This window comes from Pseudomonas sp. GL_117 (assembly GCF_057835125.1).
Genome location: NZ_CM174418.1, coordinates 4,523,560 through 4,550,027 on the forward strand (window position 1 = coordinate 4,523,560; position 26,468 = coordinate 4,550,027).

20 protein-coding genes and 1 other RNA gene are annotated in these 26,468 nt (G+C 61.9%); 7 read left to right on the forward strand and 14 right to left on the reverse strand.

Features of this window, described 5'->3' with window-relative positions; translation table 11 throughout:
- Window positions 1–61 precede the first annotated feature (61 nt).
- Window positions 62–796: a fumarate/nitrate reduction transcriptional regulator Fnr gene (fnr, locus tag AC3ISR_RS20490; protein WP_192297125.1), complete on the forward strand. Its 735-nt coding sequence runs from the start codon at window positions 62–64 to the stop codon at window positions 794–796.
- 92 nt (window positions 797–888) lie between these two features.
- A complete protein-coding gene (locus AC3ISR_RS20495; protein ID WP_192297126.1) occupies window positions 889–1,437 on the forward strand; it encodes an adenine phosphoribosyltransferase in 549 nt (182 codons plus the stop codon).
- A gap of 117 nt (window positions 1,438–1,554) precedes the next feature.
- Here AC3ISR_RS20495 and AC3ISR_RS20500 read toward each other — a convergent pair whose 3' ends face one another.
- The 5 genes from AC3ISR_RS20500 to dnaX all read right to left on the reverse strand — a co-directional run bounded on the left by AC3ISR_RS20500 (window position 1,555) and on the right by dnaX (window position 7,198).
- Window positions 1,555–2,703 (reverse strand): acyl-CoA dehydrogenase family protein, encoded by a 1,149-nt coding sequence (locus AC3ISR_RS20500; protein WP_192297127.1) that lies wholly within the window; start codon window positions 2,701–2,703, stop codon window positions 1,555–1,557.
- Window positions 2,704–2,919: 216 nt separating this feature from the next.
- Window positions 2,920–3,522, reverse strand: a complete 603-nt coding sequence (recR, locus tag AC3ISR_RS20505; RefSeq protein ID WP_192297128.1) for a recombination mediator RecR — start codon at window positions 3,520–3,522, stop codon at window positions 2,920–2,922.
- Window positions 3,523–3,588: 66 nt separating this feature from the next.
- Window positions 3,589–4,623 carry an NADP-dependent oxidoreductase gene (locus AC3ISR_RS20510; protein ID WP_192297129.1) on the reverse strand — a complete coding sequence of 345 codons (1,035 nt, stop codon included), beginning with the start codon at window positions 4,621–4,623 and terminating at the stop codon, window positions 3,589–3,591.
- Window positions 4,624–4,755: 132 nt separating this feature from the next.
- Window positions 4,756–5,094 carry a YbaB/EbfC family nucleoid-associated protein gene (locus AC3ISR_RS20515; RefSeq protein WP_003175481.1) on the reverse strand — a complete coding sequence of 113 codons (339 nt, stop codon included), beginning with the start codon at window positions 5,092–5,094 and terminating at the stop codon, window positions 4,756–4,758.
- A 43-nt stretch (window positions 5,095–5,137) separates the two neighbouring features.
- Window positions 5,138–7,198 carry a DNA polymerase III subunit gamma/tau gene (dnaX, locus tag AC3ISR_RS20520; RefSeq protein WP_192297130.1) on the reverse strand — a complete coding sequence of 687 codons (2,061 nt, stop codon included), beginning with the start codon at window positions 7,196–7,198 and terminating at the stop codon, window positions 5,138–5,140.
- 133 nt (window positions 7,199–7,331) lie between these two features.
- Here dnaX and AC3ISR_RS20525 point away from each other — a divergent pair, with 133 nt between their 5' ends.
- A complete protein-coding gene (locus AC3ISR_RS20525) occupies window positions 7,332–8,090 on the forward strand; it encodes a substrate-binding periplasmic protein (RefSeq protein ID WP_192297131.1) in 759 nt (252 codons plus the stop codon).
- Here the strand turns inward: AC3ISR_RS20525 and AC3ISR_RS20530 are convergent.
- Window positions 8,041–8,940, reverse strand: a complete 900-nt coding sequence (locus AC3ISR_RS20530; protein WP_192297132.1) for a DMT family transporter — start codon at window positions 8,938–8,940, stop codon at window positions 8,041–8,043. The genes AC3ISR_RS20525 and AC3ISR_RS20530 overlap by 50 nt on opposite strands.
- A gap of 102 nt (window positions 8,941–9,042) precedes the next feature.
- Here AC3ISR_RS20530 and AC3ISR_RS20535 point away from each other — a divergent pair, with 102 nt between their 5' ends.
- Complete coding sequence (locus AC3ISR_RS20535) at window positions 9,043–9,906, forward strand: LysR family transcriptional regulator (RefSeq protein WP_463984216.1); 864 nt, start codon at window positions 9,043–9,045, stop codon at window positions 9,904–9,906.
- 72 nt (window positions 9,907–9,978) lie between these two features.
- Here the strand turns inward: AC3ISR_RS20535 and AC3ISR_RS20540 are convergent, their stop codons facing one another.
- The 8 genes from AC3ISR_RS20540 to AC3ISR_RS20575 all read right to left on the reverse strand — a co-directional run bounded on the left by AC3ISR_RS20540 (window position 9,979) and on the right by AC3ISR_RS20575 (window position 21,381).
- Window positions 9,979–10,569 carry a hypothetical protein gene (locus tag AC3ISR_RS20540; protein WP_463984215.1) on the reverse strand — a complete coding sequence of 197 codons (591 nt, stop codon included), beginning with the start codon at window positions 10,567–10,569 and terminating at the stop codon, window positions 9,979–9,981.
- A 1-nt stretch (window position 10,570) separates the two neighbouring features.
- Window positions 10,571–11,617 carry an N-acetylmuramidase family protein gene (locus tag AC3ISR_RS20545; protein WP_192297135.1) on the reverse strand — a complete coding sequence of 349 codons (1,047 nt, stop codon included), beginning with the start codon at window positions 11,615–11,617 and terminating at the stop codon, window positions 10,571–10,573.
- Between the two features lie 241 nt (window positions 11,618–11,858).
- An RNA gene (gene ffs / locus AC3ISR_RS20550) (signal recognition particle sRNA small type) lies at window positions 11,859–11,955 on the reverse strand.
- Between the two features lie 238 nt (window positions 11,956–12,193).
- Window positions 12,194–13,360 (reverse strand): zinc-binding metallopeptidase family protein, encoded by a 1,167-nt coding sequence (locus tag AC3ISR_RS20555; protein WP_463984214.1) that lies wholly within the window; start codon window positions 13,358–13,360, stop codon window positions 12,194–12,196.
- 293 nt (window positions 13,361–13,653) lie between these two features.
- A complete protein-coding gene (gene ligA, locus AC3ISR_RS20560; RefSeq protein ID WP_463984213.1) occupies window positions 13,654–16,011 on the reverse strand; it encodes an NAD-dependent DNA ligase LigA in 2,358 nt (785 codons plus the stop codon).
- A 64-nt stretch (window positions 16,012–16,075) separates the two neighbouring features.
- Window positions 16,076–16,939 carry a cell division protein ZipA gene (zipA, locus tag AC3ISR_RS20565; protein WP_192297138.1) on the reverse strand — a complete coding sequence of 288 codons (864 nt, stop codon included), beginning with the start codon at window positions 16,937–16,939 and terminating at the stop codon, window positions 16,076–16,078.
- 291 nt (window positions 16,940–17,230) lie between these two features.
- Window positions 17,231–20,719: a chromosome segregation protein SMC gene (gene smc, locus AC3ISR_RS20570; protein WP_463984212.1), complete on the reverse strand. Its 3,489-nt coding sequence runs from the start codon at window positions 20,717–20,719 to the stop codon at window positions 17,231–17,233.
- A 2-nt stretch (window positions 20,720–20,721) separates the two neighbouring features.
- Entirely contained in the window at window positions 20,722–21,381 is a 660-nt protein-coding gene (locus tag AC3ISR_RS20575; RefSeq protein ID WP_192297140.1) for a GntR family transcriptional regulator, read from the reverse strand.
- 280 nt (window positions 21,382–21,661) lie between these two features.
- On the opposite strand from AC3ISR_RS20575, the gene xdhA reads away from it, so the two are divergent.
- The 3 genes from xdhA (at window position 21,662) to xdhC (ending at window position 26,457) form a co-directional block, all read left to right on the forward strand.
- A complete protein-coding gene (gene xdhA / locus AC3ISR_RS20580; protein WP_463984211.1) occupies window positions 21,662–23,110 on the forward strand; it encodes a xanthine dehydrogenase small subunit in 1,449 nt (482 codons plus the stop codon).
- Window positions 23,103–25,502: a xanthine dehydrogenase molybdopterin binding subunit gene (gene xdhB, locus AC3ISR_RS20585; RefSeq protein WP_463984210.1), complete on the forward strand. Its 2,400-nt coding sequence runs from the start codon at window positions 23,103–23,105 to the stop codon at window positions 25,500–25,502. Before xdhA ends, xdhB begins: the two co-directional genes overlap by 8 nt.
- 115 nt (window positions 25,503–25,617) lie before the next feature.
- Window positions 25,618–26,457: a xanthine dehydrogenase accessory protein XdhC gene (gene xdhC, locus AC3ISR_RS20590; protein WP_463984209.1), complete on the forward strand. Its 840-nt coding sequence runs from the start codon at window positions 25,618–25,620 to the stop codon at window positions 26,455–26,457.
- The last annotated feature ends 11 nt before the right edge of the window (window positions 26,458–26,468 follow it).

A 26,468-nucleotide genomic window follows, 5' to 3' on the forward strand; every position in this document is an offset into this window, starting at 1 on the left:
CCTTGCCCCCCAGTGCGTTACCCTTACGTCTTATGTGTGTTTCCCCACAAGGATTTAATAAATGTCCGAGCCAGTAAAACTGCGCGCTCACAGCCAGGCTCATTGCAAGGATTGCAGCCTGGCCCCCCTCTGCTTGCCACTTTCGCTGAATTTGGAAGACATGGATGCGTTGGACGACATCGTAAAACGTGGCCGCCCGCTGAAAAAAGGCGAGTTCCTGTTTCGCCAGGGCGACGGGTTCGATTCCGTTTATGCAGTACGTTCGGGTGCCTTGAAGACGTTCAGCCTGAGCGACAGCGGCGAAGAGCAGATCACCGGTTTCCATCTGCCGAGCGAGTTGGTGGGGCTGTCGGGCATGGACACCGAGATTCACCCGGTGTCGGCCCAGGCGCTGGAGACGACGTCGGTGTGCGAAATTCCCTTCGAACGCCTGGACGAACTGGCCCTGCAACTGCCGCAACTGCGCCGTCAGTTGATGCGTGTGATGAGCCGCGAGATTCGTGACGACCAGCAGATGATGCTGCTGTTGTCGAAGAAAACCGCCGACGAGCGCATCGCCACCTTCCTGGTCAACTTGTCCGCGCGCTTCCGTGCCCGTGGTTTTTCGGCCAACCAGTTCCGCTTGAGCATGTCACGCAACGAAATCGGCAACTACCTGGGCCTCGCGGTGGAAACCGTGTCCCGCGTGTTCACCCGCTTCCAGCAGAACGAACTGATCGCGGCCGAGGGCAAGGAAGTGCACATTCTCGACCCGATCCAACTGTGCGCACTGGCCGGCGGTTCGCTCGAAGGTTAAGCGAAAGGCTGATCCAGACACCTGTGGCCGCGCCAATCGGCGAGGCCGCAGGTATACTTCGAGTCCGTTTCCAGCCCCAGGACTCTTCGACGATGACCTTCGATTCGTTCGACATCAAATCCCTGATCCGCCCTGTCATCGACTTCCCCAAGCCTGGGGTGATCTTTCGTGACATCACGCCCCTGTTCCAGTCGCCCCGCGCCCTGCGCCTGGTGGCCGACAGCTTTGCCCACCGCTACGTCGAAGCCGACTTCAGCCACATCGGCGCCATGGATGCCCGCGGCTTCCTGATTGGCTCGATCATCGCCTACCAACTGAACAAACCGCTGATCCTGTTCCGCAAGCAAGGCAAATTGCCGGCGGACGTGCTGGCCGAGGGTTACCAGACCGAATACGGCGAAGCGTTCCTGGAAGTGCATGCCGACAGCCTGTGCGAAGGCGACTCGGTGCTGATGTTCGATGACCTGATCGCCACCGGCGGTACGCTGATCGCAGCGGCCAACCTGGTGCGGCGCATGGGCGCGAAGATCTTTGAAGCGGCGGCGATTATCGATTTGCCCGAGCTGGGTGGCTCGCAGCGTTTGGAAGATATGGGGATTCCGACGTTTTGTTTGACGCAGTTTGCCCTGACTGAAAGGTAAGGGTTGCCTGGGCTGACGCCATCGCGGGCAAGCCCGCTCCCACATTTTGATGTGTGAACACCGTCAAATGTGGGAGCTGGCTTGCCTGCGATGAGGCCCTAAAAAACAACACGCCACTTAAAGCCCCATCTGCTTGCTGATGATCTCGTTCATCACCTCCCGCGTCCCCCCACCAATCGACAAGATGCGATTGTCCCGATACAGCCGCTCCACCAGGCTGCCGCGCATATAGCCCTGCCCACCCAGAATCTGCACCGCGTCATAAGTGACCCGGTCCGCCGTGTCGGTCGCCAGGTTCTTGGCCATGGATATCTCCTTGATCACACTCTTGCCCGCAGCCATCTTCGCCGCCTGGCGATAGGTGAACTCCCGTGAGACTTCCACCGCCGTGGCCATTTCCGCCAGGCGATGCTTGAGCACCTGGAACTTGCCGATGGGCTTGCCAAACGCCTCGCGCTGGGTCGCCCAGTTGAGGCTTTCCTCCAGGGCCAGCTGCGCTGTCATGTTGGCCATCAAGGCCAAGGCCAGGCGTTCACTCTGGAAGTTGCCCATGATGCAGGCAAACCCCATGTTCTCGGCGCCGATCAGATTGCCTACGGGCACATGACAATCGTCGAAGAACAATTCGGCAGTGTCCGACGCCCACCAGCCCATTTTCTTCAGGGGCTGGCCGACGGTGAAACCCGGAGTGTGTTTTTCGATGAGCAGCAGGCTGATGCCGCCAAAACCCGGCCCGCCGGTGCGCACGGCGACCGTGTAGAAGTCGGCGCGCACGCCGCTGGTGATAAAGGTCTTGCTGCCGCTGACCCGGTAGCAATCGCCCTCGCGGATGGCGCGGGTTTGCAGGTTGGCCACGTCGGAGCCGCCGCCCGGTTCGGTGACGGCCAGGGCGATGATTTTGTCGCCCGACAGTACTTGCGGCGCCACACGCTCGCGCACTTCGGGCCGCGCCCATTTGACCACCGGCGGCAAGCCGATATCCAACGAACCGAGCCCGGCCACGACCCCGGCAGAGCCACAGCGCATCAATTCCTCACTGGCCGCGACCTTGGCAAACAGATCTCCGGCATGACTGCCGCCGAGGTCTTCCGGGTAGCCAATCCCCAGGATCCCCGCCGCACCGGCCTTGAGGTACAGCTCACGGGGAAAGCTCTCGGCCTCCTCCCACTGCTCGATGCCCGGCAACATCTCGCGCTCGACGAAACGGCGCACGCTGTCGCGGATCAACTGGTGGCTGGGGTCGAAGTAGTCCTGATAGGCAGACATCGGCAAGCTCCACGGTGAGGTGGAGGGAAATTACCAAGCGCTTGCTTGGTTAGCAAGCCGGGCGCAAACCTCACCCTCAACACAAAACCAATGTGGGAGCAGCTCTGTGTGGGAGCGGGCTTGCTCGCGAACGCGGTGAATCAGTCAATAAATCTGGCGACTGACACACTGTATTCGCGAGCAAGCCCGCTCCCACATTTAGTTTTGCAATGTGGCTTAGAGCGCGATCGGCTTGCGACCTGCAAAGGAGTGCGCCAGCGTGCCGCCGTCCACCAACTCCAACTCCCCACCCAGCGGCACGCCATGGGCGATGCGCGAGGTGATCAGGCCTTTGTTGGTCAGCAGTTGCGCGATGTAATGCGCCGTCGCCTCACCTTCCACTGTCGGGTTGGTGGCCAGGATCACCTCGGTAAAGGTGCCCTGCTCTTCAATGCGCGCCACCAGTTGCGGAATGCCGATCGCTTCCGGCCCAAGGCCGTCCAGCGGCGACAGGTGGCCCTTGAGCACAAAGTAGCGCCCGCGATAGCCGGTCTGCTCCACCGCGTACACATCCATCGGCCCTTCCACCACGCACAGCAGCGTGTCGTCGCGGCGCGGGTCGGCGCATTGCGGGCAGAGGTCTTCTTCGGTGAGGGTGCGGCACAGGCGGCAGTGGCCTACGCCGGTCATGGCCTGGCTCAGGGCCTGGGCCAACCGGGTACCGCCGCTGCGATCACGCTCCAGCAGTTGCAGCGCCATGCGCTGGGCGGTTTTCTGGCCGACGCCGGGCAAGGTGCGCAGGGCGTCGATCAGTTGGCGAATCAGGGGGCTGAAGCTCATGGGCGAAGGGTCCGACAAAACGACGAGACGCGGTTTATACCCGCGCCCCGGATTAGCGTCAAATGCTCAATCCTGTGCGACGCGCACCACCAACTTGCCGAAGTTGCGTCCTTCGAGCAAACCGATAAAGGCTTCAGGCGCCTGCTCCAGGCCGTCGACTACGTCTTCGCGGAACTTGATCTTGCCATCCCGCACCCACGGCGCCATCGCGCTGAGGAATTCGGGCTGGCGGTCGCCGTAGTCGTCAAACACGATAAAACCCTGGATACGCACGCGCTTGGTCAGCAAGGTGCGTTGCAGCGCAGGCAAGCGGTCGGGGCCCGTGGGCGGCTGATGGACGTTGTAGCCGGCGATCAGCCCGCACAGCGGGATGCGTGCCTTGGGGTTGAGCAGCGGCAGCACCGCATCGAAGACTTTGCCGCCGACGTTTTCGAAGTAAATGTCCACGCCTTTGAAGCAGGCTTGCGCCAGTTCATCGGCGAACGCCTCGCTTTTGTGGTCGATGCACGCATCAAAACCCAGCTCATCCACCACATAACGGCATTTGTCGGCGCCACCGGCAATCCCGACCACACGCAAGCCCTTGAGCTTGGCCACCTGCCCTACCACCGAACCCACCGCACCGGACGCGGCTGCCACCACCAGGGTTTCGCCGGCCTTGGGCTGGCCGATGTCCATCAGGCCCATGTAGGCGGTCATGCCCGGCATGCCGAGGACCCCCAAGGCCATGGAGGGGCTGGGGAGCCCATTGGGCACCGGGATCAGATTGCGCCCGTCGGAAATGCCATGGCTCTGCCAGCCCGTGGCACCGACCACCAGATCACCCACCTCGAATTTCGGGTTGCGCGACTGTTCGATACGGCTGACAGCACCACCGGTCATCACCTCGTCGATTTCCACCGGCGCGGCGTAGGACGGCGCGTCGCTCATACGTCCGCGCATGTAAGGGTCGAGGGACAGGTACAGCGTCTTCAGCAAGACTTGGCCGTCTGCCAGCTCCGGCAAGGCCACGCGCTCCATGCGGAAGTTTTCCGGGGTCGGCGCGCCCACGGGGCGTGAGACCAGCACAATGCGCTGGTTCAGAATGGGTTGTTGTGGCATCTGGGGCTCCTTTCGCGAATCCATCGGTATAGGGTGCAGACCGTATTGGGGGTGCCTGGGTTCGATCGGATCGACACAAACAAAAATGCCAGGCACAAGGCCTGGCATTGGAGTCTAGCTAACGATCGCCGATCAGAACGGCAGCTTCATGCCCGGTGGCAGTTGCATGCCCGCGGTCACACCGCCCATTTTTTCCTGGCTGTTGGCTTCGATCTTGCGCACGGCGTCGTTGACGGCCGCGGCGAACAGCGCTTCGAGCATTTCCAGGTCGTCTTCGCCGACACCTGGCAATACGCTCGGGTCGATGCTCACGCGCTTGATGTCGTGACGACCGGTCATCACCACGCTGACCATATCGCCACCGGCTTTACCGGTGACTTCGGCGTTGGCCAGTTCTTCCTGCATCTTGGCCATTTTTTCCTGCATCTGCTGCGCCTGCTTCATCAGGCCGGCCATGCCACCTTTCATCATGGGAATCACCTCAAAAGTACGTGGATCAATTAGTAGCCCGGTTTCATGACGCTTGGGGCACCGGGGCTTCGACAGGTTCAATAGTATCGTGACGGACGACCGCCCCGAACTGTTGCATCATTTGCTGGATGAGCGGATCGCCGTGGATCGAGTCCTCGGCCTCACGCTGGCGGTTGATTCGCCGACGGGTCGCGGCCTGGGCCGGGGTTTCCTGCTCGGGCTTGATCAGCTCGATGGCGATGGTCAGCGTGCGCTCATGGTACTGGTTCAGCGCGTCATTCAGGCGACGTTGCTGGGTGGCGTTGAACAGGGCGCTGTGGGCCGGGTCCAGGTGCAACAGCCAGTGGTCGCCTTCGATGGAGATCAATGTGCAGTTGGCGGCGATGCTGCCGGTCATGCCAGAGATCGGCAGTTTCGGGAACAATTCCAGCCATTGCAAGGCCAGGCCGGTGGCCGGCGCCGCAGCTGGCTCAGCCTCGGGCTCGGGGGCCGGCTCGGCGGTGTGTTCGCTGGCCAGATCGTCCAGGTAGCTGTAGGCCGAATCCATGTCCGGCTCGATGTAGTCTTCGTCCAGCGGCGGCTCGTCGTCGAGGTCGATGCCGGGAACGGACGCCTCCACCTGGGCGACGGTGGGCTCGGGCACCGGCGCGGACACCCACTCCGGAGCGTCCAACACAACGCTGTCCGGGGTCGGCGTAGGCATCGGCGTCAGCTCGGGCTGCTCGCCGGTGGTTTCCAGCACGGGCTCCACGACGGGTTGCTGCTCGACTTCGGCCTCGGCCTCGGCGTCTACCGGGTCGTTCCACGGCAGGTCGACGACAGCTTGCGGCTCGACAACGGGTGCAGGCTCGGGCTCGGGCTCGGGCTCTGCCACAGGCACCGGTTCAGGCGCTGGCGCGGGAACCGGCGCAGCAGCCACTGGCGCAACCACCGCCGCGCCAGCCACTGGTTTGGCGGAATCAACTGTGGCCTGGCTGATCCCCACTGGCTTTAGCGGCTGTCTCGGCGCATCGGTCGAATCAGCAGGCCGGAAGGCCAGCATGCGCAGCAGGACCATCTCGAAGCCGCCACGCGGGTCCGGTGCCAGGGGCAAGTCCCGGCGGCCGATCAGGCCCATCTGGTAGTAGAACTGCACGTCTTCGGCCGGCAACGCCTGGGCCAGGGCCAGCACGCGGTCGCGGTCGCCATGGCCGTTGTCGACCCCCTCGGGCAGGGCCTGGGCGATGGCGACGCGATGCAGCACGTTGAGGATTTCCGAAAGCACGCCGTTCCAGTCCGGGCCTTGCTCCGACAGATGACGCACGGCTTCGAGCAGCGCCTTGGCGTCGCCTTCGATCAATGCGTGCAGCACGTCGAAAACCTGGCCATGGTCGAGGGTGCCGAGCATGGCGCGCACATCGGCGGCCATGACCTTGCCTTCACCAAAGGCAATGGCCTGGTCGGTGAGGCTCATGGCATCCCGCATCGAGCCATCGGCGGCGCGGCCGAGCAGCCACAGTGCGTCGTCTTCGAACGGCACGTTCTCGACACCCAGCACGTGGGTCAAATGCTCGACCACCCGCTCGGGGGTCATGTTTTTCAGGGAGAACTGCAGGCACCGCGACAGAATCGTTGCAGGAAGTTTCTGTGGATCGGTAGTGGCCAGGATGAATTTGACGTAGGGCGGCGGCTCTTCCAGGGTTTTCAACAAGGCGTTGAAGGAGTGGCTGGACAGCATGTGCACTTCGTCGATCAGGTAGACCTTGAAGCGGCCACGGCTCGGCGCGTACTGCACGTTGTCGAGCAGCTCGCGGGTGTCTTCGACCTTGGTGCGGCTCGCGGCGTCGATCTCGATCAGGTCGACGAAACGCCCTTCGTCGATTTCCCGGCACACCGAGCAGGTGCCGCAGGGCGTCGAAGTGATACCGGTTTCACAGTTCAGGCATTTGGCGATGATGCGCGCGATGGTGGTCTTGCCCACCCCACGGGTGCCGGTGAACAGGTAGGCGTGGTGCAGCCGCTGGCTGTCCAAGGCATTGATCAGAGCCTTGAGCACATGGGTCTGGCCGACCATTTCGCGGAACGAGCGCGGACGCCATTTACGTGCAAGAACCTGATAACTCATCGAAAACCGTCGCAACTGGGAAACAGAAGCCGGTAATGCTAGCGGAGCAAGGGGGAAATTGCATCCGGCACGCTTGCCTAATCTGACTAAGCTCTTGTGACTGGCCCTATAAAGGCCTGAACCCGGAGAGCATATGCGCGCAGTCCTGGGCATTTTATGGATGATTGCCACGGCCAGCCTTGCAGCGCCTGCACCGCTGCGCTTCTCGGTTTCCGACAGTTGGGCGATGCCCATGGTGCAACTGGAGGATGGCCGTCCCGCGCAGGGTATTTTGTATGACCTGATGTCGAGCCTGGCCACCCAGGTCGGGCAGCCGGCGCAGTTCCACGTACTGGCGCGGGCGCGCATCGCCCCCGCCATGGAGCATGGCGAGATAGATGTGCGCTGTTATGTCGCCCAGGCTTGGGTCGACGATATGCCCGGCGACTACCTCTGGAGCGTTCCGCTGTTTGTGCAGCGCAACCTGCTGGTCAGCGCCCATGTACCCGCGCAGACGGTGCAACTGGACAAACTGGCCCCGCAGTTGATCGGCACAGTGCTGAGCTATCGCTACACCGCCCTCGACCCGCTGTTTGCCAGCGGCCAACTCATGCGTGACGACGCCCGCAGCGAAGAACAGGTGCTGCACAAGCTGGTGGCCGGTCGCTTCAAATATGCGGTCATCAATGAGTGGATACTCGAACGCTTCAACCAGAACCTGGCACCCGGCCAGCGCTTGCATAAAGTCGCGGTGATCGAGGAGCAGAGCCTGGGGTGCACGGTGCGCAATGACCCGAACGTGCCGGTGCAACAAATTTTGCGCACCTTGCTGCGGATGAAAATGTCCGGCGAGATCGATGACATCATCCAGCTGTACACCGGGGAGCGCGCACCCAACGCCCCTCAAGACTGATCGCCGCCACACTGGCCAACACGATCACCCCGCCCAGCACCACTGGCAGGGCAATCCGTTCGCCAAGCAGCGTCGCGGCCATCAGCATGGCCACGGGCGGAATCAAGTACATCGCCACCGACGCCCGGCTGACCTCGACGTGTTTCAACACATACGCCCAGGCCAGGTACGCCAGGGCGCTGGGGAAAATCCCCAACACCAGCACCGCGAGGTTTTCCGCCAATGGCGCCTGCACCACCGCAGCCGGCAGGCCGGGCAGGTTGCTACACAACATCAGAGTGCCCGCCCACACCATGTAGCACGCCATGGTCAGCGGGCTGTAGCGGTGGGCAAAGTGCTTCTGGATGGCGAAGTACACACTCCACGACAGCGCCGCCACCAGGATCAACAAGCCACGCGGGTCGATGTCACCCACACCCTGATCACCCCAGGCCACCACCAGCACGCCCGCCAGCCCCAGCAGCACGCACCCCCAACGCCAAGCGCTGACGCCCTCCTTCAGGCAGAAAAACGCGATCAATACACTGAACAACGGCGCCGACTGCGCCAGCACGCTGGACGCCGCCGCCGTGACGAATTGCTGCCCATAGTTGAGGCTGGTGTGATGCAGGAATACGCCGAAAAAACCCAGCACCAGCAACCACGGCAGATCGCACAGGCGCGGCCGGCCGATGCCCATTACCAGCGCCACGCCGCCCATGAACACTGACGCAATCAGAAACCGCAGCAAGGCCAATTGCCCGGGGCTGTAGCTGTGCAGCCCCATGTGCACGCCAATTGGCGAATAGGCCCAACAGAGGATGACGCTGGCAACCACTAGCGTAAGCTTGACGGGTGACGGGGAATTCATCGAAGGCATCCAGAAACAGAGAAGGAATGCCGTCAGTCTTGGCCCCGGTAATCCGTAGGACAATTAAGCGTTTCTGACTTCTGCAATCACTGGAACTGAGCAATGGAACTGGCCCAACTGAAAATGGTGCGAGCCGTCGCGCAAACCGGCAGCGTGGCCCAGGCTGCCGTGCAGTTGCATTGCGTGCCGTACAACATCACCACGCGCATCAAGCAACTGGAAAGCGAGTTGGGCACGCCGCTGTTTATCCGTGCCGGGCGCGGGCTGGTCATCAGCGCCGCCGGGGAGATTTTCCTGGAGTACTGCGAGCGCATCCTGGCCTTGGTGGACGAATCCAAACGCGCCGTGGACGCCAACGCCATCCCCCGTGGCACCCTGCGCATCGGCGCGGTGGAGTCCAGTGCCAGCGGGCGTCTGCCTCCATTGCTCGCGGAATATCACCGACGCTACCCGCAGGTCTGCCTGGAACTGGTAACCGGCGCCTGGGGCCAGTTGCTCGACGACCTGCAACACCACCGTCTGGATGTGGCGCTGGTGGCCAGTGGCGGCAAGCGCGCCAAGCTCGAACACTGCGTGGTCTACAGTGAGCGCCTGGTGTTGATCGCCAGCGCGGCAAGCGCACCGATCCACAGCGCCGCCGACCTGGCTGGGCGCACCTTGCTGGTGTGGCCGCCCGGCTGCCCCTACCGTGCAGCGCTGGAAAACTGGGTCAAGCCTCAGGATTTCAGACCGAACATTGCCAGCTATGCCAGTTGGGGCACGATCATTGGTTGCGTAAGCGCGGGGATTGGCGTGGCATTGGCGCCGGAAGGCATCCTGGCGCGGTATGAGCAGGCCAATCAGCTGGCGTCGTATCGGTTTGACGAGTGGCAGACGGTGGACAATCTATTGTTCTGGAACAAGGACACCCAGCGGCATCTGGCCAGGGATGCGTTTGCCGGGTTACTTCGCGAGACCTTTGGTTGACACATGCCCCTGTCGGAGCGGGCTTGTGTGGGAGCGGGCGCGCTCCCACATTTTTGCGGTGTGTTGTTGAGATCAGCTTTTCGGAGGTGCCAGGCGCGCGTACTGATCCGCGCTGATCCAGCCAATAAACGAACGATTCTGGGCATTGATGAACTCGACCTGGGCCCAGCCATCCTTGAACGCCAGCACGCCAACCACATCATCCTTGACGATATACGGACGCTTGGCCACCTTGGCGCCCGGGGTTTTCAGCAGGTAGGCCTTGTCGGCGGACACCGTCACCAGGCCAATCCACTGCTTGTTGGCGGTCTGGGTCAGGTCCAGGCCAGTAGCAATCTCCGGCATCAACACGCTCATGCAGCCGGGGTGCTGGCGGCCCTGCTCAACGGTCAGGGTCACGCCGTCGGAAGACGGACTCACGCTGCCTGGGTAGGCATCGTCGAGCCAGGTGGTCAGTGCATTCGCCTTGCCCTGCAGGTAAAAGGCGCAACTGTGGGTCACACCCTCGCCCAGTTCTTCGGCGTAGAAGCCCTCTACCTGATGCTCTGGCGTCACCGCCAGCATCAAACCTTCGTACTTGCCCGAATGCAACGCGGGCGCATCGGCAAACGCAGGTGCCACGACACACAACGACAACACACTCATCGCCAGAAAACGGGTCATCTTATTTCTTCCCTTCAAGTGCGTTGTAGGCTTTCTCAATAAGCTGGTCATAGATGCCGTAATCCTTGCCGTTATAGTTGCGCGCCATACCGGCGAAATCCTTGTCTTTCATGGCTTTCATCAACGCCGGGCTCTGGCTGCAAAAACCCAGGAACGCCTTTAGTTGGCTGCCGGCATTAATCTTTAATGCCGCAGCGAATTCAAACACAGTCTTGTAACCACACGCCGCAAAGTTGAACCCCATCACCTGAAACATGCCCCAGGATGCGGACATCAGCGCCGCTTCCTGATCCAGGGCAAAGGCGGTGGCCATGGTTTCCCAGGCCTTGACCTGATCCTTGTTATTGACCTGCCACTGCGGCCCGGCCTTTCTCACATAGGGGTATGACAGCAGCGGGTGCGCCTGGTCGTAGATGTGCTTGGTGTACTTGCGAAACAGGTGCCCTTCAAAGGCGATCACCGGCAACTTGGCCGGGCCAAAGCCCGAGCGCCCGCCGGATTCAACCGTGGCGAAAGCCTTGATGATATTCACCGAAATACCGTTACCCAACTGGGTGGCGGCGTTCTTGAAATCCGTTTCACTGAGGGTCATGCCCCCGTCGCACGTGGCCTGGAGCATCAACTGGCGGTTGCGCCGCTCAGCCTCGATCATCGCCCGCATGCGATCCAGGTACACATTGACCGTGGCCTGCACCGCATCGCCCTGGTTGTTGCCGAACACGTTGAGAAAGCTCGGGATGCGCAGGGTTGGATAGGCTTTGACCGGCACCTTCACTGCTTCCTCGATCAGGCTGTTGAACGTACGGCCGGTGGGGTCGATCACCCCGTCGGGATGCGCATACTTGAGATGACGGAACTGATACTGGCTGATGCACTGCACCAACTGGCCGTCGCACTTGCCGTTCTCGGCCAGCGGAAAACCCAGTTTGGGGATGATCAGATTGAATAAATACTGGATGCACTGCACATCGGCGGGCAAGTTACGGGCTTTGCCGGGAGCGCCTACCGAAGCACTGATAAGACGGGGCAACCCTTGCAGGCTTTTCATCACAGACATCCTTGTTAGTTAAAGAAGTGATAGCACTTCAATATCAAATTCGCGCCATTGTCATATTCTGAAACAAGTCGCCGGCGGAAACTAACAAGGTGGTTTTGGCTTGTAAAGTGGGGTATTGAAAGTTGTGAAACAGCCGTCATGTGCTGCGCAATAAACCTGGCAGATGACTGAATAAAAGAATTTTTGATTTGAAGCAGAAGAGGTACTGCGGGGAAGAGCGTTATGGAGGCAACCCCACCAGCCACACCCCGGCACACAATGTTCCCGCTGTGGCTGCTGCCTTCCGGCTCTGACCAGGTTCACGGGTAATCGTTGCGGGGGGACCGATGGGGTCACCATAACGACGCCTGCCTCTCGGCAAGCGGGGCCATTGTACCGATCTCATCGGAAGTTACAACCGTTGGTGCTGGAATAAAAACATCTGGCGGTTCAAGCACTTGCCCACGGCCTCAGCCAGTACATCGCCCCCTGTGGGAGCTGGCTTGCCTGCGATGCAGGCACCTCGGTGTATCAGTTGGACCTAGGTGATGCTATCGCAGGCAAGCCAGCTCCCACAGAAAAGCCATTTCACTGGGCCTGTAGGACCTCATCCGCCCGGCCGCCCTCCTCCTGGATCACCAAGTGAATGAAGTGCAACTTGGCGATCACCGCCGGTGGCAGTACAAACGGATAGAAATCCGGCTGGCCCATGCTGCGCGACAGCTCGTTGAGCATACCGGCCAGTTCGATCCACGCGTTGACGAACGACAGGAACGCCGGGCCGCCCGGGTGCTCGGGATCGTAGAGGGTGCTGAGGGGGAACGGCTGGTAATCCAGGTCCATCTCGCGCGCGCTCATGCCGAAGCTCAGGGCGGTGTCGACGGCGTCCATCATGTGCAGGTAGTGCGCCCAGGTTTCGGCCCAGTCTTCCCAGGGGTGCATGGTCGCGTAGGCGCTGACGCAGGCCTGCTGCCAGTCGGGACGTGGGCCCTGCTGATAGTGCTGATCGAGGGCATCGGCATAACTGGCGCGTTCGTCGCCGAACAGTTGGCGAAACGGCTCGATCCAGTGGCTGTCGGCAATCAGTCGGTCCCAGTAGTAATGCCCCACCTCATGGCGAAAATGTCCGAGCAAGGTGCGGTAAGGTTCGCGCATCTGTACGCGAACTTTCTCACGATGGGCGTCGTCGGCTTCCTTGATGTCCAGGGTGATCAGGCCGCTGGCATGGCCGGTCATGGGCGCGTTGCCTTCCAGGTCGATGCCGATGAAATCGAAGGCCAGGCCGGTGTCTTCGTCGACGCTTTTGGGCACGACCTGCAAACCCAGGCTGATGAGTTGCGCCACCAGGCGACGCTTGGCGGTCTCCACTTTGCGCCAGCGTTCGGGGTTTTCCGGGATCGACAGGTCGGGAATGGTGCGATTGAGGCTGCACGCCACGCACAGCGCCGCAGTGCTGTGGGCCGGGATCAGCCAGTTGCAGGCGGCCGGGGTGTCGAGGTTGGCGCAACGACGAAAGGCGCCCGCTTCCAGGTTGCCGTCCTGCTGCCAGGTGCCTTCGACAGGACCGGGCTGCAGGGAGGCCAGGCGACCTTGCCCGGGCTGATAACCCAACAGCGCCTGGCAGGCCAGGCACTGGCTGTTGCGAAAGAACAAGGATTGGCCGCAGCGGCACTGCCATACCTTGGCGTTGCGCGTGGTATCGACCACGAACGGTGCGGCAATGCGCGAACTGAGTTGTTCGAAGTAGCGGAACATGGCGTCTCTCCCTGGGTGACAGAGACTAGATCATTTCCCCCTAGAGATCGTTCCACATCGTTGTAGTGAGCGGGCTTGCCCCGCGCTGGGGGGCGCAGCCGCCCCAAATCCAGGCACCGCGTTCTTCCTGAAATACCGCGGTGGACCGTTTGGGGCGGCTTCGCCCCCCAGCGCGGGGCAAGCCCGCTCACTACAATGAGTCCGTCCATCAAAGCGAACCAGCCCAGCACAGCAAGTCCGCCAATCACGGCGAACCAGCGCAGTACAGCAAGCATTCCCGTTACAAAGCGCTATCAGAGCGTGATGTGGTGCTTGGCCAGGAAGGCAACAAAGGCCTCTTCATCCAGCACCTTCAGGCCCAGCTCGCTGGCCTTGGCCAGTTTTGAACCGGCGCCCGGCCCGGCGACCACGCAATGGGTTTTCGCCGAAACGGAACCCGCCACCTTGGCGCCGAGGCTTTCCAGCTTGTCCTTGGCGACGTCACGGCTCATCAGCTCCAGGGAACCGGTGAGTACCCAGGTGTGACCAGCTTCGGGCAAGCCTTCGACGACTTTCTTTTCGCTGTCCCAGTGCATGCCAAAGTCCTTGAGCTGCTGCTCAATGGCCAGGGCACGGCGGGCGTTGTCGGGGTTATCAAAAAACTCGCGCACCGCCTTGGCCTGCTTCTCGGGCAGCGCCTGGCGCATGTCCAGCCAATCGGCGTTGATCACGCCTTGCAGGCTGCCGAACTTGTCTGCCAGTTTCTGCGCAGCACCCGGGCCGACACTGGGCACGTGCAGTTTGTCGAGCAAACCGCCCAAGGTCGCGCTGGCGGCGAACTCGGCGCTCAGGTCGCCTTGATCCTGCAATTGCAGGCCGCACTCGTCCGGCGACAGCAACGCGCCGATCACGTCCTGGTTATGGCTGTCTTCAAAGAAGCTGTGGATCTCGTGCGCCACTTCCAACCCCACATCGGGCAAGTACGTCAGCACTTCCGGCAAGGCCTTCTGCACCCGCTCCAGGGAAGCCAGGGAGCGCGCCAGCACCTTGGCGGTCTCCTCGCCCACGTCCGGAATCCCCAGGGCATAGATAAAGCGCGCCAGGGTCGGAGTCTTGCTGTTTTCGATGGCGGTGATCAGCTTCTTGCTGGAAATGTCGGCGAAGCCTTCCAGGTCGATGATCTGCTCGTACTTGAGCTTGTAGAGGTCAGCCGGCGAGCCGATGAGCTTCTCATCCACCAGTTGCTCGATGGTCTTGTCGCCCAGGCCGTCGATGTCCATGGCCCGGCGCGAGACAAAATGGATGATCGCTTGCTTGAGCTGCGCCCCACACGCCAGGCGGCCGACGCAGCGGTACACCGCGCCTTCACTGACAGTTTCCTTGCCCTTGCTGCGCTTGACCAACTGGGTGCGCTCCACATGGGAACCGCACACCGGGCAGCTCTCAGGGATCGGCACCGCACGGGCGTGTTCCGGACGACGCTCGAGCACCACGGAGACGACCTGCGGGATCACATCACCGGCGCGGCGGATGATCACCGTGTCGCCGATCATGACGCCCAGGCGTGCCACTTCATCCATGTTGTGCAAGGTGGCGTTGGACACGGTGACACCCGCGACCTTGACCGGCTTCAAGCGCGCCACCGGGGTGACGGCGCCCGTGCGGCCGACCTGGAATTCCACGTCGAGCAGTTCAGTCAACTCTTCCGTGGCCGGGAATTTATGCGCGATGGCCCAGCGCGGTTCGCGGGCGCGAAAGCCCAGTTCACGCTGGTAGGCAATGCTGTTGACCTTGAATACCACGCCGTCGATTTCATACGGCAGGCTGCTGCGACGCTCGCCGATGTCGCGATAATACTCCAGGCAATCCTGGATGCCCTTGGCCAGTTTCAGCTCATGGCTGATGGGCATGCCCCATTTCTGCAACTGTTGCAGGTTGCCGATGTGGGTATCGCTGAGATCGGTGGTCACGCCGTAGCAGCAGAACTCCAGCGGGCGGCTCGCGGTGATCTTCGAATCCAACTGACGCAGGCTGCCGGCGGCGGCGTTGCGCGGGTTGGCGAAGGTCTTGCCGCCGATTTCCAGTTGCGCGGCGTTGAGCCGTTCGAAACCGGCCTTGGACATGAACACTTCGCCGCGCACTTCGAGGGTCGCCGGCCAACCGCTGCCGTGCAGCTTCAGCGGGATATTGCGCACGGTGCGCACGTTCACGCTGATGTCTTCGCCGGTAGTGCCGTCGCCACGGGTGGCGCCGCGCACCAGTTCGCCATCCTGATACACCAGGCTGACCGCCAGGCCATCGAGCTTGGGCTCACAGCTGTATTCCACCGCTGCACCACCGCCAAACAGATCGCCGGTGGGCAAGTCGAGCCCTTCGGTCACGCGGCGATCGAACTCGAGCATGGTGGTTTCATCGAATGCGTTGCCGAGACTGAGCATCGGCACGTCATGCTTGACCTGGGTGAACGCCGACAACGCCGCACTGCCCACCCGCTGTGTCGGCGAATCCCGCGTGACCAACTCCGGGTGCTCGGCCTCCAGGGCCTTGAGCTCGTGGAACAAGCGATCGTACTCGGCGTCCGGAATGCTCGGCTCGTCGAGGACGTGGTAGCGGTAGTTGTGCTGATCCAGTTCAGCGCGCAGTTCGAGGATGCGGGTGTGGGCGGCGGTCATCGGTGTTCTCTCATAAAGCAAAAGAGCAGCCGTAGCTGCTCAAATGTTGGTGCGCTTATTCTACTCAGCGTTTTTGTGTCAGGGCGCGACGCTCGAACTCGACGATGCGCTGACGGTAGTGTTCGATGGTCTGGGCGGTCAGGACGCTGCGTTGATCATCCTTCAGTTCGCCGTTCAGTTCCTGGGACAGCTTGCGCGCCGCAGCCACCATGACGTCGAACGCTTGTTTCGGGTGACGCGGGCCTGGCAGGCCGAGGAAGAAGCTCACCGCCGGGGTGCTGAACAGGTCGATGTCGTCCAGGTCGAAGGTGCCGGGCTTGACCGCGTTGGCCATGGAGAACAGCACTTCGCCGTTACCGGCCATGCTTTCGTGACGGTGGAAAATATCCATCTCGCCAAACCGCAGGCCGCTTTCGAGGATGTTCTGCAACAGCGCCGGGCCTTTGAAACCTGCAGCGTCGCGGCAGATCACGCTGATCACCAAGACTTCTTCGGCAGCCGGCTGGTCGTTGACCGATTGGCGCGCAGCAGTCTTGCCGACATTCTCATCGGGGAAATCATCATCGCGGCTGCTGAAGCTCGGGCCTTCATCGACGTCGAGGTTCAGGTCGCCCTGATGCGGCTCGGCCACGGCGGCGCTGGCACGCTTGCCACGCTTGGGCGACGGCTCGCGGGCTTCACGCAGCGGCGCGCTCATCGACGGCAGGTCATGCTCGTCCAGTTGCGGTTCTTTATGGGTATCCAGCACACGGGGCGGCCCCAGCAGCTCGGCGCCGCCGTCGTCGTCAGGCAAGTTGGACAGGTTGCGGTCCAGACGGAACTTGAGCTTGCCCTTGCCACCGCGCATGCGGCGCCAGCCATCAAAAAGAATACCGGCAATGACAATAATGCCGATGACGATCAGCCACTCGCGCAGACCGATTTCCATGTAATCCCGTGCCTCTAATAAAAAATGCTGAAAAATAAGGGGTTTAGCACCGTGCAAACCGCTTTAAAACGTGGCGCCAACTCTATGTTCTGACTGACGTTTTGCCCACGCATACGAAAAATTGACATTAAATTAGCACAGTTGGCGAAAGATGTATTGGATTGGCATCTTCGCTCAGCAATGGCATTTTCGTACGTTGACGCCAACTGTGAGCTACAAGCTGCAAGTTATAAGCTGCAAGCTCAAGCCAACTCACTTGCAGCTTGCAGCTTATAGCTAAAAACTGCGCCGCTAGGCGTCCACCATCGCCATCGCTTCTTCCACATCCACCGCAACCAGTCGCGAACACCCAGGCTCGTGCATCGTCACACCCATCAATTGATCCGCCATTTCCATGGCGATCTTGTTGTGGGTGATATAGATGAACTGCACGGTCTGGGACATCTCTTTAACCAGTCGCGCGTAACGTCCAACGTTAGCGTCATCCAATGGCGCGTCAACTTCGTCGAGCATGCAGAACGGCGCCGGGTTCAACTTGAAGATGGCAAATACCAGGGCCAATGCGGTCAGGGCTTTTTCGCCGCCGGACAACAAATGGATGGTGCTGTTCTTCTTGCCCGGAGGCCGCGCCATGATCGTTACCCCTGTATCGAGTAGATCTTCGCCCGTCAGTTCCAAGTAAGCGCTGCCACCGCCGAAAACTTTCGGAAATAACGCCTGTAAACCGCTATTAATCTGATCAAAGGTATCTTTGAAGCGGTTGCGGGTTTCCTTGTCGATCTTGCGGATCACGTTTTCCAGGGTGTCCAGGGCCTCGACCAAGTCGGCGTCCTGCGCGTCCAGATAACGTTTACGCTCGGATTGTTGCTGGTATTCGTCGATGGCCGCGAGGTTGATCGCGCCAAGGCGCTGGATACGCGCGGCAATCCGCTCCAGTTCTTCCTCGGCGTCTTTCTCGTTGGCCTGGGTGGTCAACGTGTTGAGCACGCCGTGCAGGTCGTAGCCATCTTCAAGCAGCTGGTCTTGCAGGGTCTTGCGGCGCACGGTCAGGGCTTGCCATTCCATGCGCTGTTGTTCGAGTTGGCCACGGATCAACTGGGATTGCTGCTCGGCCTGGGTGCGGCGCTTTTCAGCGTCGCGCAGTTCGCGGTCGGCGTCTTCCAGGGCGATCTGCGCGGTCTTGAGTTCTTCGTCGACGGTCATGCGCTTGTCGAGCAATTCTTCGAGCTTGAGGCGCAACTCTTCCAGCGGCGCCTCGCCCTCTTCCAGGTTGAGGCTCAGTTGCTCGCGCTTTTCGGTGAGGCGTTCGGATTGCATCTCCAGACGCTCAAGGGCCTGGGCGGTGGACGCGTGCTGAGCTTTGAGCGAGCCCAACCGTACCGCCAACTGGTGCGCATGATCCTTGTGCTGGCGGGCCTCCTGACGCACACGGTCGAGGCGTTCGCGCAGGCTGTCACGCTGGGCCAGCAGCAGTTCGCGCTGTTCGGTGTCGAGGGCCATGCTGTCGAGGGCTTCCTGCAACTGCAGGCGCGCTTCGCCGATCTGTTCGTGTTCCAGGGCGCGCTGCTCGCCCATTTCCGCAACCTCTTCGTCGAGGCGGGTGCGGCGCAGGGTCAGTTGCTCGACCTTGGCTTTGCTCGCGGACAGCTGGGCTTTCAGCTCGCCTTGCTGGCGCGCTTCGTCCTGCAACAGACGGCGCAGGTGTTCGCGGCCGGTCTCTTGCTGGCGCTGGGTGGCGCGCAGGGTTTGCAGTTGGGTTTCCAGGCTTTCCAGGGTGGCTTCGCGCTCTTCACGCTCGGCGATCAGGTTGACGATTTCCTGGCCACGGGCCAATACACCGCTTTGCGCTTCACTGGCGCGGCGCACCCGCAGAAAGTGCCGGCCGACCCAATAGCCGTCACGGCTGATCAGGCTTTCGCCGGCCGCCAGTTGACCACGTTGGGCCAGGGCCTGCTCCAGGGAATCCACCGGCTTGACCTGGCCCAGCCAGGGCGACAGATCAATCGCCGCTTCAACTTTATCCAACAGACTGCCCGGCACCCGCGTGCCATCCGCCGCCGGGCTGAGCAAACGCAGATCGCCCTGGGCAAACCCGGCCAGGTCAAAGCCGCCAAAATCATCCACCAGCACCGCTTGCAGGTCGGCGCCGAGTACGGTTTCCACCGCCAGCTCCCAGCCCGCTTCCACTTTCAGGCCTTCCGCCAGGCGCGGGCGTTCGGCCAGATGCTGATCGCGCAGCCATTCGGCGGTGCCGGTGCCCGGGTCCAAGGCGGCTTGCTGCAAGGCTTCAAGGGACGCCAGGCGCCCATTGAGCCGCTGCAAATCGCCCTGGGCCTGCTGTTGCGCCTGGGTCGCCTGTTGCAACTGCTGGCGCAACTGCTCCAGGCGCTCCACTTGTTGTTCTTCGCTGGCCTCCAGCTCTTCCAGGGTCATTTCGCTTTCGGCCAGTTGCTCGCTCAGCGCCATGATCGCCGCGTCTTCCGGGTCGGCAGACAGCAGCGCACGCTCTTCCTGCATCCGGCGCTGGCGCTCGGCCAAGCGCTCCATGCTGGTTTCCAGTTGCTGGATGCGCGACTGCTGCACCTCGGCCTGGCGGCGTGGTTCGGCGGATTGCAGGTTGAACGTGTCCCACTGCTCCTGCCAGCCATGCATGGTGCTTTCGGATTCTTCCAGGGCGGCGGCGGCCTCTTCGGCGGCGGCGCTGGTGACTTCCTGCTCGGGGATGAGCATGTCCAGCTCTTCACCAAGGGTCAGCAGCAAAGTGCGGTCGTGGCCCAGGTGGGACTCGGTCTCCAGGCGCGCGCGTTCGGCTTCCTTGAGATCATCCTGCAACTGGCGCAAACGCTGCTGGCCGTGCTGGATGCTCTGCTCGACGCGGGCAATATCGCCGCCCACCGAATAGAAGCGGCCCTGCACCAGATTGAAGCGCTCGGACAAATCATGGTGCCCGTCGCGCAGGCGCTCGATGCTGGCGTCGGCGTTGCGCTGCTCGGCCACCAGGGCTTCAAAGCTGATTTCCTGGGTGCCGATAATGGCTTCGCGCTGGCCGACCTGCTCGTTCAACGCCTGCCAGCGCAGGGCCGACAGTTGCGCCTTGAGCTGGCGCTCCTCGCCCTTGTATTCCTGATACTTCTCGGCGGCCTGGGCCTGGCGGTGCAGGCGCTCCAACTGGCGCTCCAGCTCTTCACGCAGGTCGGTGAGACGGGCGAGGTTCTCGTGGGTACGACGGATACGGTTTTCGGTCTCGCGGCGGCGCTCCTTGTACTTGGAGATGCCGGCCGCTTCCTCGATAAAGTTGCGCAGGTCTTCGGGCTTGGCTTCGATCAGCTTGGAGATCATGCCCTGCTCGATGATCGAGTAGCTGCGCGGCCCCAGGCCGGTGCCGAGGAAAATATCGGTGATGTCCCGACGGCGACACTTGGTGCCGTTGAGGAAATAACTGTTCTGGCTGTCGCGGGTCACTTTGCGGCGGATCGAGATTTCGGCGTAGGCCGCGTACTCGCCAATCAATGTGCCATCGGAGTTGTCGAACACCAGTTCGATACTGGCCTGGCTCACGGGCTTGCGGCTGGTGGAGCCGTTGAAGATGACGTCGGTCATCGACTCGCCGCGCAGGTTCTTGGCCGAGCTCTCGCCCATCACCCAGCGGACGGCGTCGATGATGTTCGACTTGCCGCAACCATTGGGCCCGACCACCGCCGCCATGTTACTGGGGAAGTTCACCGTGGTCGGGTCGACGAAGGATTTGAACCCCGCCAGCTTGATGCACTTGAGCCGCACGTTTAGGCGTCCGCCAACGCAGCGATGACCAGCGAGCAACTGCGCTCGCCGTAGGCCGACAACACCAGGCGGATCTGCGCCAGGTCACGGGCGAGTACGGCGGCGAGCAGTTGCTCGAACAGCACCAGGTATTCGCTCATGGACGCCTTGCGTTGATCCAGCGCCAGGTAATACGCGCGGTTCATCGCCGGTTGCAGGTTCTCGACGGTTTCCTGCAGGTACGGGTTGTTGGCGAAGGGGTACGCGGCGCGCATCACGTTGAAGCTTTCTTCGACGAAGGCGCGGATGTCCTGGCGCTCGAAATTGGTCACCAGGCGCTGCTGGATCTGCACGAACGGCGCCATGTCGGCCTGGGTCTGCCAGCCTTGGGCGACCGCATTGCCGAGCAGGATGTACAACTCGCCCATCAGCGTGCACAGGCTCTGCACCTTGTGCGCGGTGAGTTCGGTGACGTGGGCGCCACGGCGCGGCAGGATCGCGATGAGGTGGCGGCGTTCGAGGATCAACAAGGCTTCGCGCACGGAACCACGGCTGACGTTGAGGGCCAGCGTGACCTTTTGCTCCTGGATGCGCTCCCCAGGCTTGAGTTCGCCGCGAATGATGCGTTCGGCGAGGTGGTGAGCGATTTGCTCGGCGAGACTGTCCGGCGCCTTGAACGTCATGTTTTCCCTTCAAAATCTTCTATCGATACAAGCGCGGCAGTGTAGCGCATTGGCCCGCTGATGGCGCTACGCCCACCGTGGCGAATTTGGCACGGAATAAGCAAAGCTGAAAACTCAAAAGCCCCTGAAAACGCCGGTTCCAGAAGACTGGACCATAATTGAAAGTGTTGCGATCGCATTTTCTTGACCTCCTGGTCAGAAATTCGTTGACCGAAAAGTCAGAGATGACTAGATTCGGCGCAAAGCGGTTAACAACAATAATGAGTCTGCGAGGCCTTCCGTGATCCAGTTTTTACTCAACCAGGAACTCCGTAGCGAGCACGCCCTGGACCCCAATCTCACCGTGCTCAACTATCTGCGCGAGCATCTGGGCAAGCCCGGCACCAAGGAAGGCTGCGCCAGCGGCGACTGCGGTGCGTGCACCGTGGTGGTCGGCGAACTGCACACCGACGCCCAGGGCGCCGAGCAGATCCGTTATCGCAGCCTCAACTCGTGCCTGACCTTCGTGTCGTCGCTGCACGGCAAACAACTGATCAGCGTCGAAGACCTCAAGCACCAGGGCCAACTGCACAGCGTGCAACAGGCGATGGTCGAGTGCCACGGCTCGCAGTGCGGCTTTTGCACCCCTGGTTTCGTGATGTCGCTGTTCGCCCTGCAAAAGAACAGCGACGCCCCCGACAGCCAAAAAGCCCATGAAGCCCTGGCCGGCAACCTGTGCCGCTGCACCGGCTATCGCCCGATCCTCGCCGCTGCCGAACAGGCCTGCTGCAACAAACCCCAGGATCAGTTCGACAGCCGAGAAGCCCAGACCATCGCGAGCCTCAAAGCCATCGCGCCGACCCAGACCGGCGAACTCAACAGTGGCGACAAACGCTGCCTGGTGCCGCTGACCGTCGCCGACCTGGCCGACCTCTACGATTCCTACCCGCAAGCGCGACTGCTGGCTGGCGGCACCGACCTGGCCCTGGAAGTCACGCAGTTTCACCGCACCCTGCCAGTGATGATCTACGTCGGCAACATCGAAGAGATGAAGCGCATCGAAGACTTCGATGACCGCCTGGAAATCGGCGCCGCCACTGCCCTCTCCGATTGCTACACCGCGCTGCACCAGGCCTACCCGGACTTCGGTGAACTGCTGCAGCGCTTTGCCTCCTTGCAGATCCGCAACCAGGGCACCCTCGGTGGCAACATTGGCAACGCCTCGCCGATTGGCGATTCGCCGCCGCTGCTGATCGCCCTCGGCGCGCAGATCGTGCTGTGCAAGGGCAACACCCGTCGCACCCTGGCGCTGGAAGACTATTTCATCGACTACCGCGTCACCGCCCGCCAGGACAGCGAATTCATCGAAAAAATCATCGTACCCAAGGGCCATGCACTGTTTCGCGCCTACAAGGTGTCCAAGCGCCTGGACGATGATATTTCCGCGGTCTGCGCCGCGTTCAACCTGAAGATCGACAACGGTGTGGTGCGCGAAGCCCGCGTGGCGTTCGGCGGCATGGCCGCCACGCCCAAACGCGCCAAAAGCTGCGAAGCCGCGTTGCTCGGCGCCACCTGGAACAGCGCCACCGTCGAGAACGCCTGCGCCGCCCTGGCCGAGGATTTCACCCCACTGTCGGACTTCCGCGCCAGTAAGGAATACCGCCTGCTCAGCGCACAGAACCTGCTGCGCAAATACTTCATCGAGCTGCAAACGCCGCACATCGAGACTCGGGTGACCGCTTATGTCTAACCATCACGCCGTCGTTAAAACCCAGGCCGAACTGGCCGAGTTGTTCGCCCAGGACCTCACCACCGGAGTCGGCCGCAGCGTCAAGCATGACAGCGCCGCCAAGCACGTCAGCGGCGAAGCGCAGTACATCGATGACCGCCTGGAATTCCCCAACCAGTTGCACCTGTATGCGCGCATGTCCGACCGCGCCCACGCGAAAATCCTCAGCATCGACACCGCCCCCTGCTATGCCTTCGAAGGCGTGCGTATCGTCATCACCCACGAAGACGTGCCAGGCCTGAAAGACATCGGCCCGCTGCTGCCCGGCGACCCGTTGCTGGCCATCGACACGGTGCAGTTCGTCGGCCAGGTCGTACTCGCCGTCGCCGCGCGTGATCTGGAAACCGCGCGCAAAGCCGCGATGGCTGCGGTGATCGAATACGAAGACCTGGAGCCGGTGCTGGATGTGGTCGAGGCCTTCCGCAACAAGCACTTTGTGCTCGACAGCCACACCCACCAACGGGGTGATTCGGCAGGCGCGCTGGCGTCGGCCAAAAACCGTATCCAGGGCACCCTGCACATCGGCGGCCAGGAACACTTCTACCTGGAGACGCAAATCTCCTCGGTAATGCCCACCGAAGACGGCGGCATGATCGTCTACTGCTCCACGCAGAACCCCACCGAAGTGCAGAAACTGGTGGCCGAAGTGCTGGACGTGTCGATGAACAAGATCGTGGTCGACATGCGCCGCATGGGCGGTGGTTTCGGCGGCAAGGAAACCCAGGCCGCCAGCCCCGCGTGTCTGTGCGCGGTGGTCGCGCGCCTCACCGGCCAGCCGACCAAGATGCGCCTGCCGCGTGTCGAAGACATGCTGATGACCGGCAAGCGCCACCCCTTCTATATCGAATACGACGTGGGCTTTGACGACAGCGGCCGCCTGCACGGGATCAACCTGGACCTGGCCGGCAACTGCGGCTGCTCGCCGGACTTGTCCAACTCGATTGTCGACCGTGCGATGTTCCACGCCGACAACGCCTATTACCTGGGCGACGCCACCGTCAACGGCCATCGCTGCAAGACCAACACCGCGTCCAACACCGCGTATCGCGGCTTCGGCGGCCCGCAAGGCATGGTCGCTATCGAGGAAGTAATGGACGCCATCGCGCGCCATCTAGCCCTCGATCCGCTGGCGGTGCGCAAGGCCAACTACTACGGCAAGACCGAGCGCAACGTCACCCACTACTACCAGACCGTCGAACACAACCTGCTCGAAGAGATGACCGCCGAACTGGAGGCCAGCAGCCAATACGCCGAGCGCCGCGAAGCGATCCGCCTGTACAACGCCCATAGCCCGATCCTGAAAAAAGGCCTGGCGCTGACCCCGGTGAAGTTCGGCATTTCGTTTACCGCCAGTTTCCTCAACCAGGCCGGTGCGCTGATCCATATCTATACGGACGGCAGCATCCACCTGAACCACGGCGGCACCGAAATGGGCCAGGGCTTGAACACCAAGGTCGCGCAAGTGGTGGCCGAAGTGTTCCAGGTGGAAATCGACCGCGTGCAGATCACCGCCACCAACACCGACAAAGTGCCCAACACCTCGCCGACTGCCGCCTCCAGCGGTGCCGACCTGAACGGCAAGGCCGCGCAGAACGCCGCCGAAACCATCAAGCAACGCCTGGTGGAGTTTGCTGCGCGCAAGTACGACGTCAGTGAAGCGGACGTGGCGTTCCACAACGGCCATGTGCGCGTGCGTGAGCAGATCCTGACCTTCGAAGCGCTGATCCAACAGGCGTATTTCGCCCAGGTTTCGCTGTCGAGTACCGGGTTCTACAAGACCCCGAAAATCTTCTACGACCGCAGCCAGTCACGCGGCCGGCCGTTCTACTACTTCGCCTTCGGCGCGGCGTGCTGCGAAGTGATCGTCGATACCCTGACCGGCGAATACAAGATGCTGCGCACCGACATCCTCCACGACGTGGGCGCCTCGCTGAACCCGGCCATCGACATCGGCCAGGTCGAAGGCGGGTTTATCCAGGGCATGGGCTGGCTGACCATGGAAGAGTTGGTGTGGAACAACAAGGGCAAGCTGATGACCAACGGTCCGGCCAGCTACAAGATCCCGGCGGTGGCGGACATGCCGCTGGACCTGCGGGTCAAGCTGGTGGAAAACCGCAAGAACCCGGAAGACACGGTGTTCCATTCCAAGGCTGTGGGCGAACCGCCGTTCATGCTCGGGATTGCCTCGTGGTGCGCGATCAAGGATGCGGTGGCGAGCCTGGCGGATTACCGGCATCAGCCAAAGATCGATGCCCCGGCGACGCCGGAGCGGGTGCTGTGGGGCTGTGAGCAGATGCGGCAGTTGACGGCGGCGAAGGTGGCTGAGGCTGATACCGAGATGGCTTCGCTCTAGACCCAAGCGCGGCCTTCGCGAGCAAGCCCGCTCCCACATTTGGAATGCAATCCCCTGTGGGAGCGGGCTTGCTCGCGAAGACGGACGAACTGACAACAGAAATGTTGAGGTAGACATGAACAACTGGATCAGCGCCCTCGCCCACCTGCAAACCAGCGGCGAACCCTGCGTGCTCGTGACCATCATCGAAGAACTCGGCTCCACACCACGCAATGCCGGTTCCAAGATGGTGATCAGCGCCGCCCAGACCTTCGACACCATCGGCGGCGGGCACCTGGAATACAAGGCGATGCAGATCGCCCGGGACATGCTCGTGCGTGGCCAGCAGAACACCCATCTGGAGCGCTTCAGCCTCGGCGCCAGCCTGGGCCAGTGCTGCGGCGGCGTGACGGTGCTGCTGTTCGAACCCATGGGCCAGGTGCAGGCACAGATCGCGGTGTTTGGCGCCGGCCACGTCGGCCGCGCGCTGGTGCCGTTGCTGGCGAGCCTGCCGTGCCGGGTGCGCTGGATCGATTCGCGTGAACAGGAGTTTCCGGAACATATCCCCCAGGGCGTGCGTAAAATCGTCAGCGAAGAGCCGGTCGACGAAATTGCCGACCTGCCAGCGGGCAGTTACTGCATCGTCATGACCCACAATCACGCGCTGGACCTGGAACTCACCGCCGCCCTGCTCAAACGCAACGACTTCGCCTACTTCGGCCTGATCGGCTCGAAGACCAAACGCGTCAAGTTCGAACACCGCCTGCGTGAGCGCGGCTTCGACGCCGCGCAATTGCAACGCATGCGCTGCCCCATGGGCCTCAGCGAGGTAAAGGGCAAATTGCCGGTAGAGATCGCCATCTCCATCGCCGGCGAGATCATCGCCACCTATAACGCCAATTTCGGCCAGCACACCGCCAGCGCCGAACCCATTGCCAAACTGCTGCCGGCTTCACGCCGCAGCCAAGCCATTTGAATTGAGATAAC

Bases quoted from the DNA above. Each gene is read 5' to 3' on its own strand.
- fnr (WP_192297125.1), top strand. From the start codon at position 62: ATGTCCGAGCCAGTAAAACTGCGCGCTCACAGCCAGGCTCATTGCAAG.
- AC3ISR_RS20495 (WP_192297126.1), top strand. From the start codon at position 889: ATGACCTTCGATTCGTTCGACATCAAATCCCTGATCCGCCCTGTCATC.
- AC3ISR_RS20500 (WP_192297127.1), bottom strand. From the start codon at position 2,703: ATGTCTGCCTATCAGGACTACTTCGACCCCAGCCACCAGTTGATCCGC.
- recR (WP_192297128.1), bottom strand. From the start codon at position 3,522: ATGAGCTTCAGCCCCCTGATTCGCCAACTGATCGACGCCCTGCGCACC.
- AC3ISR_RS20510 (WP_192297129.1), bottom strand. From the start codon at position 4,623: ATGCCACAACAACCCATTCTGAACCAGCGCATTGTGCTGGTCTCACGC.
- AC3ISR_RS20515 (WP_003175481.1), bottom strand. From the start codon at position 5,094: ATGATGAAAGGTGGCATGGCCGGCCTGATGAAGCAGGCGCAGCAGATG.
- dnaX (WP_192297130.1), bottom strand. From the start codon at position 7,198: ATGAGTTATCAGGTTCTTGCACGTAAATGGCGTCCGCGCTCGTTCCGC.
- AC3ISR_RS20525 (WP_192297131.1), top strand. From the start codon at position 7,332: ATGCGCGCAGTCCTGGGCATTTTATGGATGATTGCCACGGCCAGCCTT.
- AC3ISR_RS20530 (WP_192297132.1), bottom strand. From the start codon at position 8,940: ATGAATTCCCCGTCACCCGTCAAGCTTACGCTAGTGGTTGCCAGCGTC.
- AC3ISR_RS20535 (WP_463984216.1), top strand. From the start codon at position 9,043: ATGGAACTGGCCCAACTGAAAATGGTGCGAGCCGTCGCGCAAACCGGC.
- AC3ISR_RS20540 (WP_463984215.1), bottom strand. From the start codon at position 10,569: ATGACCCGTTTTCTGGCGATGAGTGTGTTGTCGTTGTGTGTCGTGGCA.
- AC3ISR_RS20545 (WP_192297135.1), bottom strand. From the start codon at position 11,617: ATGAAAAGCCTGCAAGGGTTGCCCCGTCTTATCAGTGCTTCGGTAGGC.
- AC3ISR_RS20555 (WP_463984214.1), bottom strand. From the start codon at position 13,360: ATGTTCCGCTACTTCGAACAACTCAGTTCGCGCATTGCCGCACCGTTC.
- ligA (WP_463984213.1), bottom strand. From the start codon at position 16,011: ATGACCGCCGCCCACACCCGCATCCTCGAACTGCGCGCTGAACTGGAT.
- zipA (WP_192297138.1), bottom strand. From the start codon at position 16,939: ATGGAAATCGGTCTGCGCGAGTGGCTGATCGTCATCGGCATTATTGTC.
- AC3ISR_RS20575 (WP_192297140.1), bottom strand. From the start codon at position 21,381: ATGACGTTCAAGGCGCCGGACAGTCTCGCCGAGCAAATCGCTCACCAC.
- xdhB (WP_463984210.1), top strand. From the start codon at position 23,103: ATGTCTAACCATCACGCCGTCGTTAAAACCCAGGCCGAACTGGCCGAG.
- xdhC (WP_463984209.1), top strand. From the start codon at position 25,618: ATGAACAACTGGATCAGCGCCCTCGCCCACCTGCAAACCAGCGGCGAA.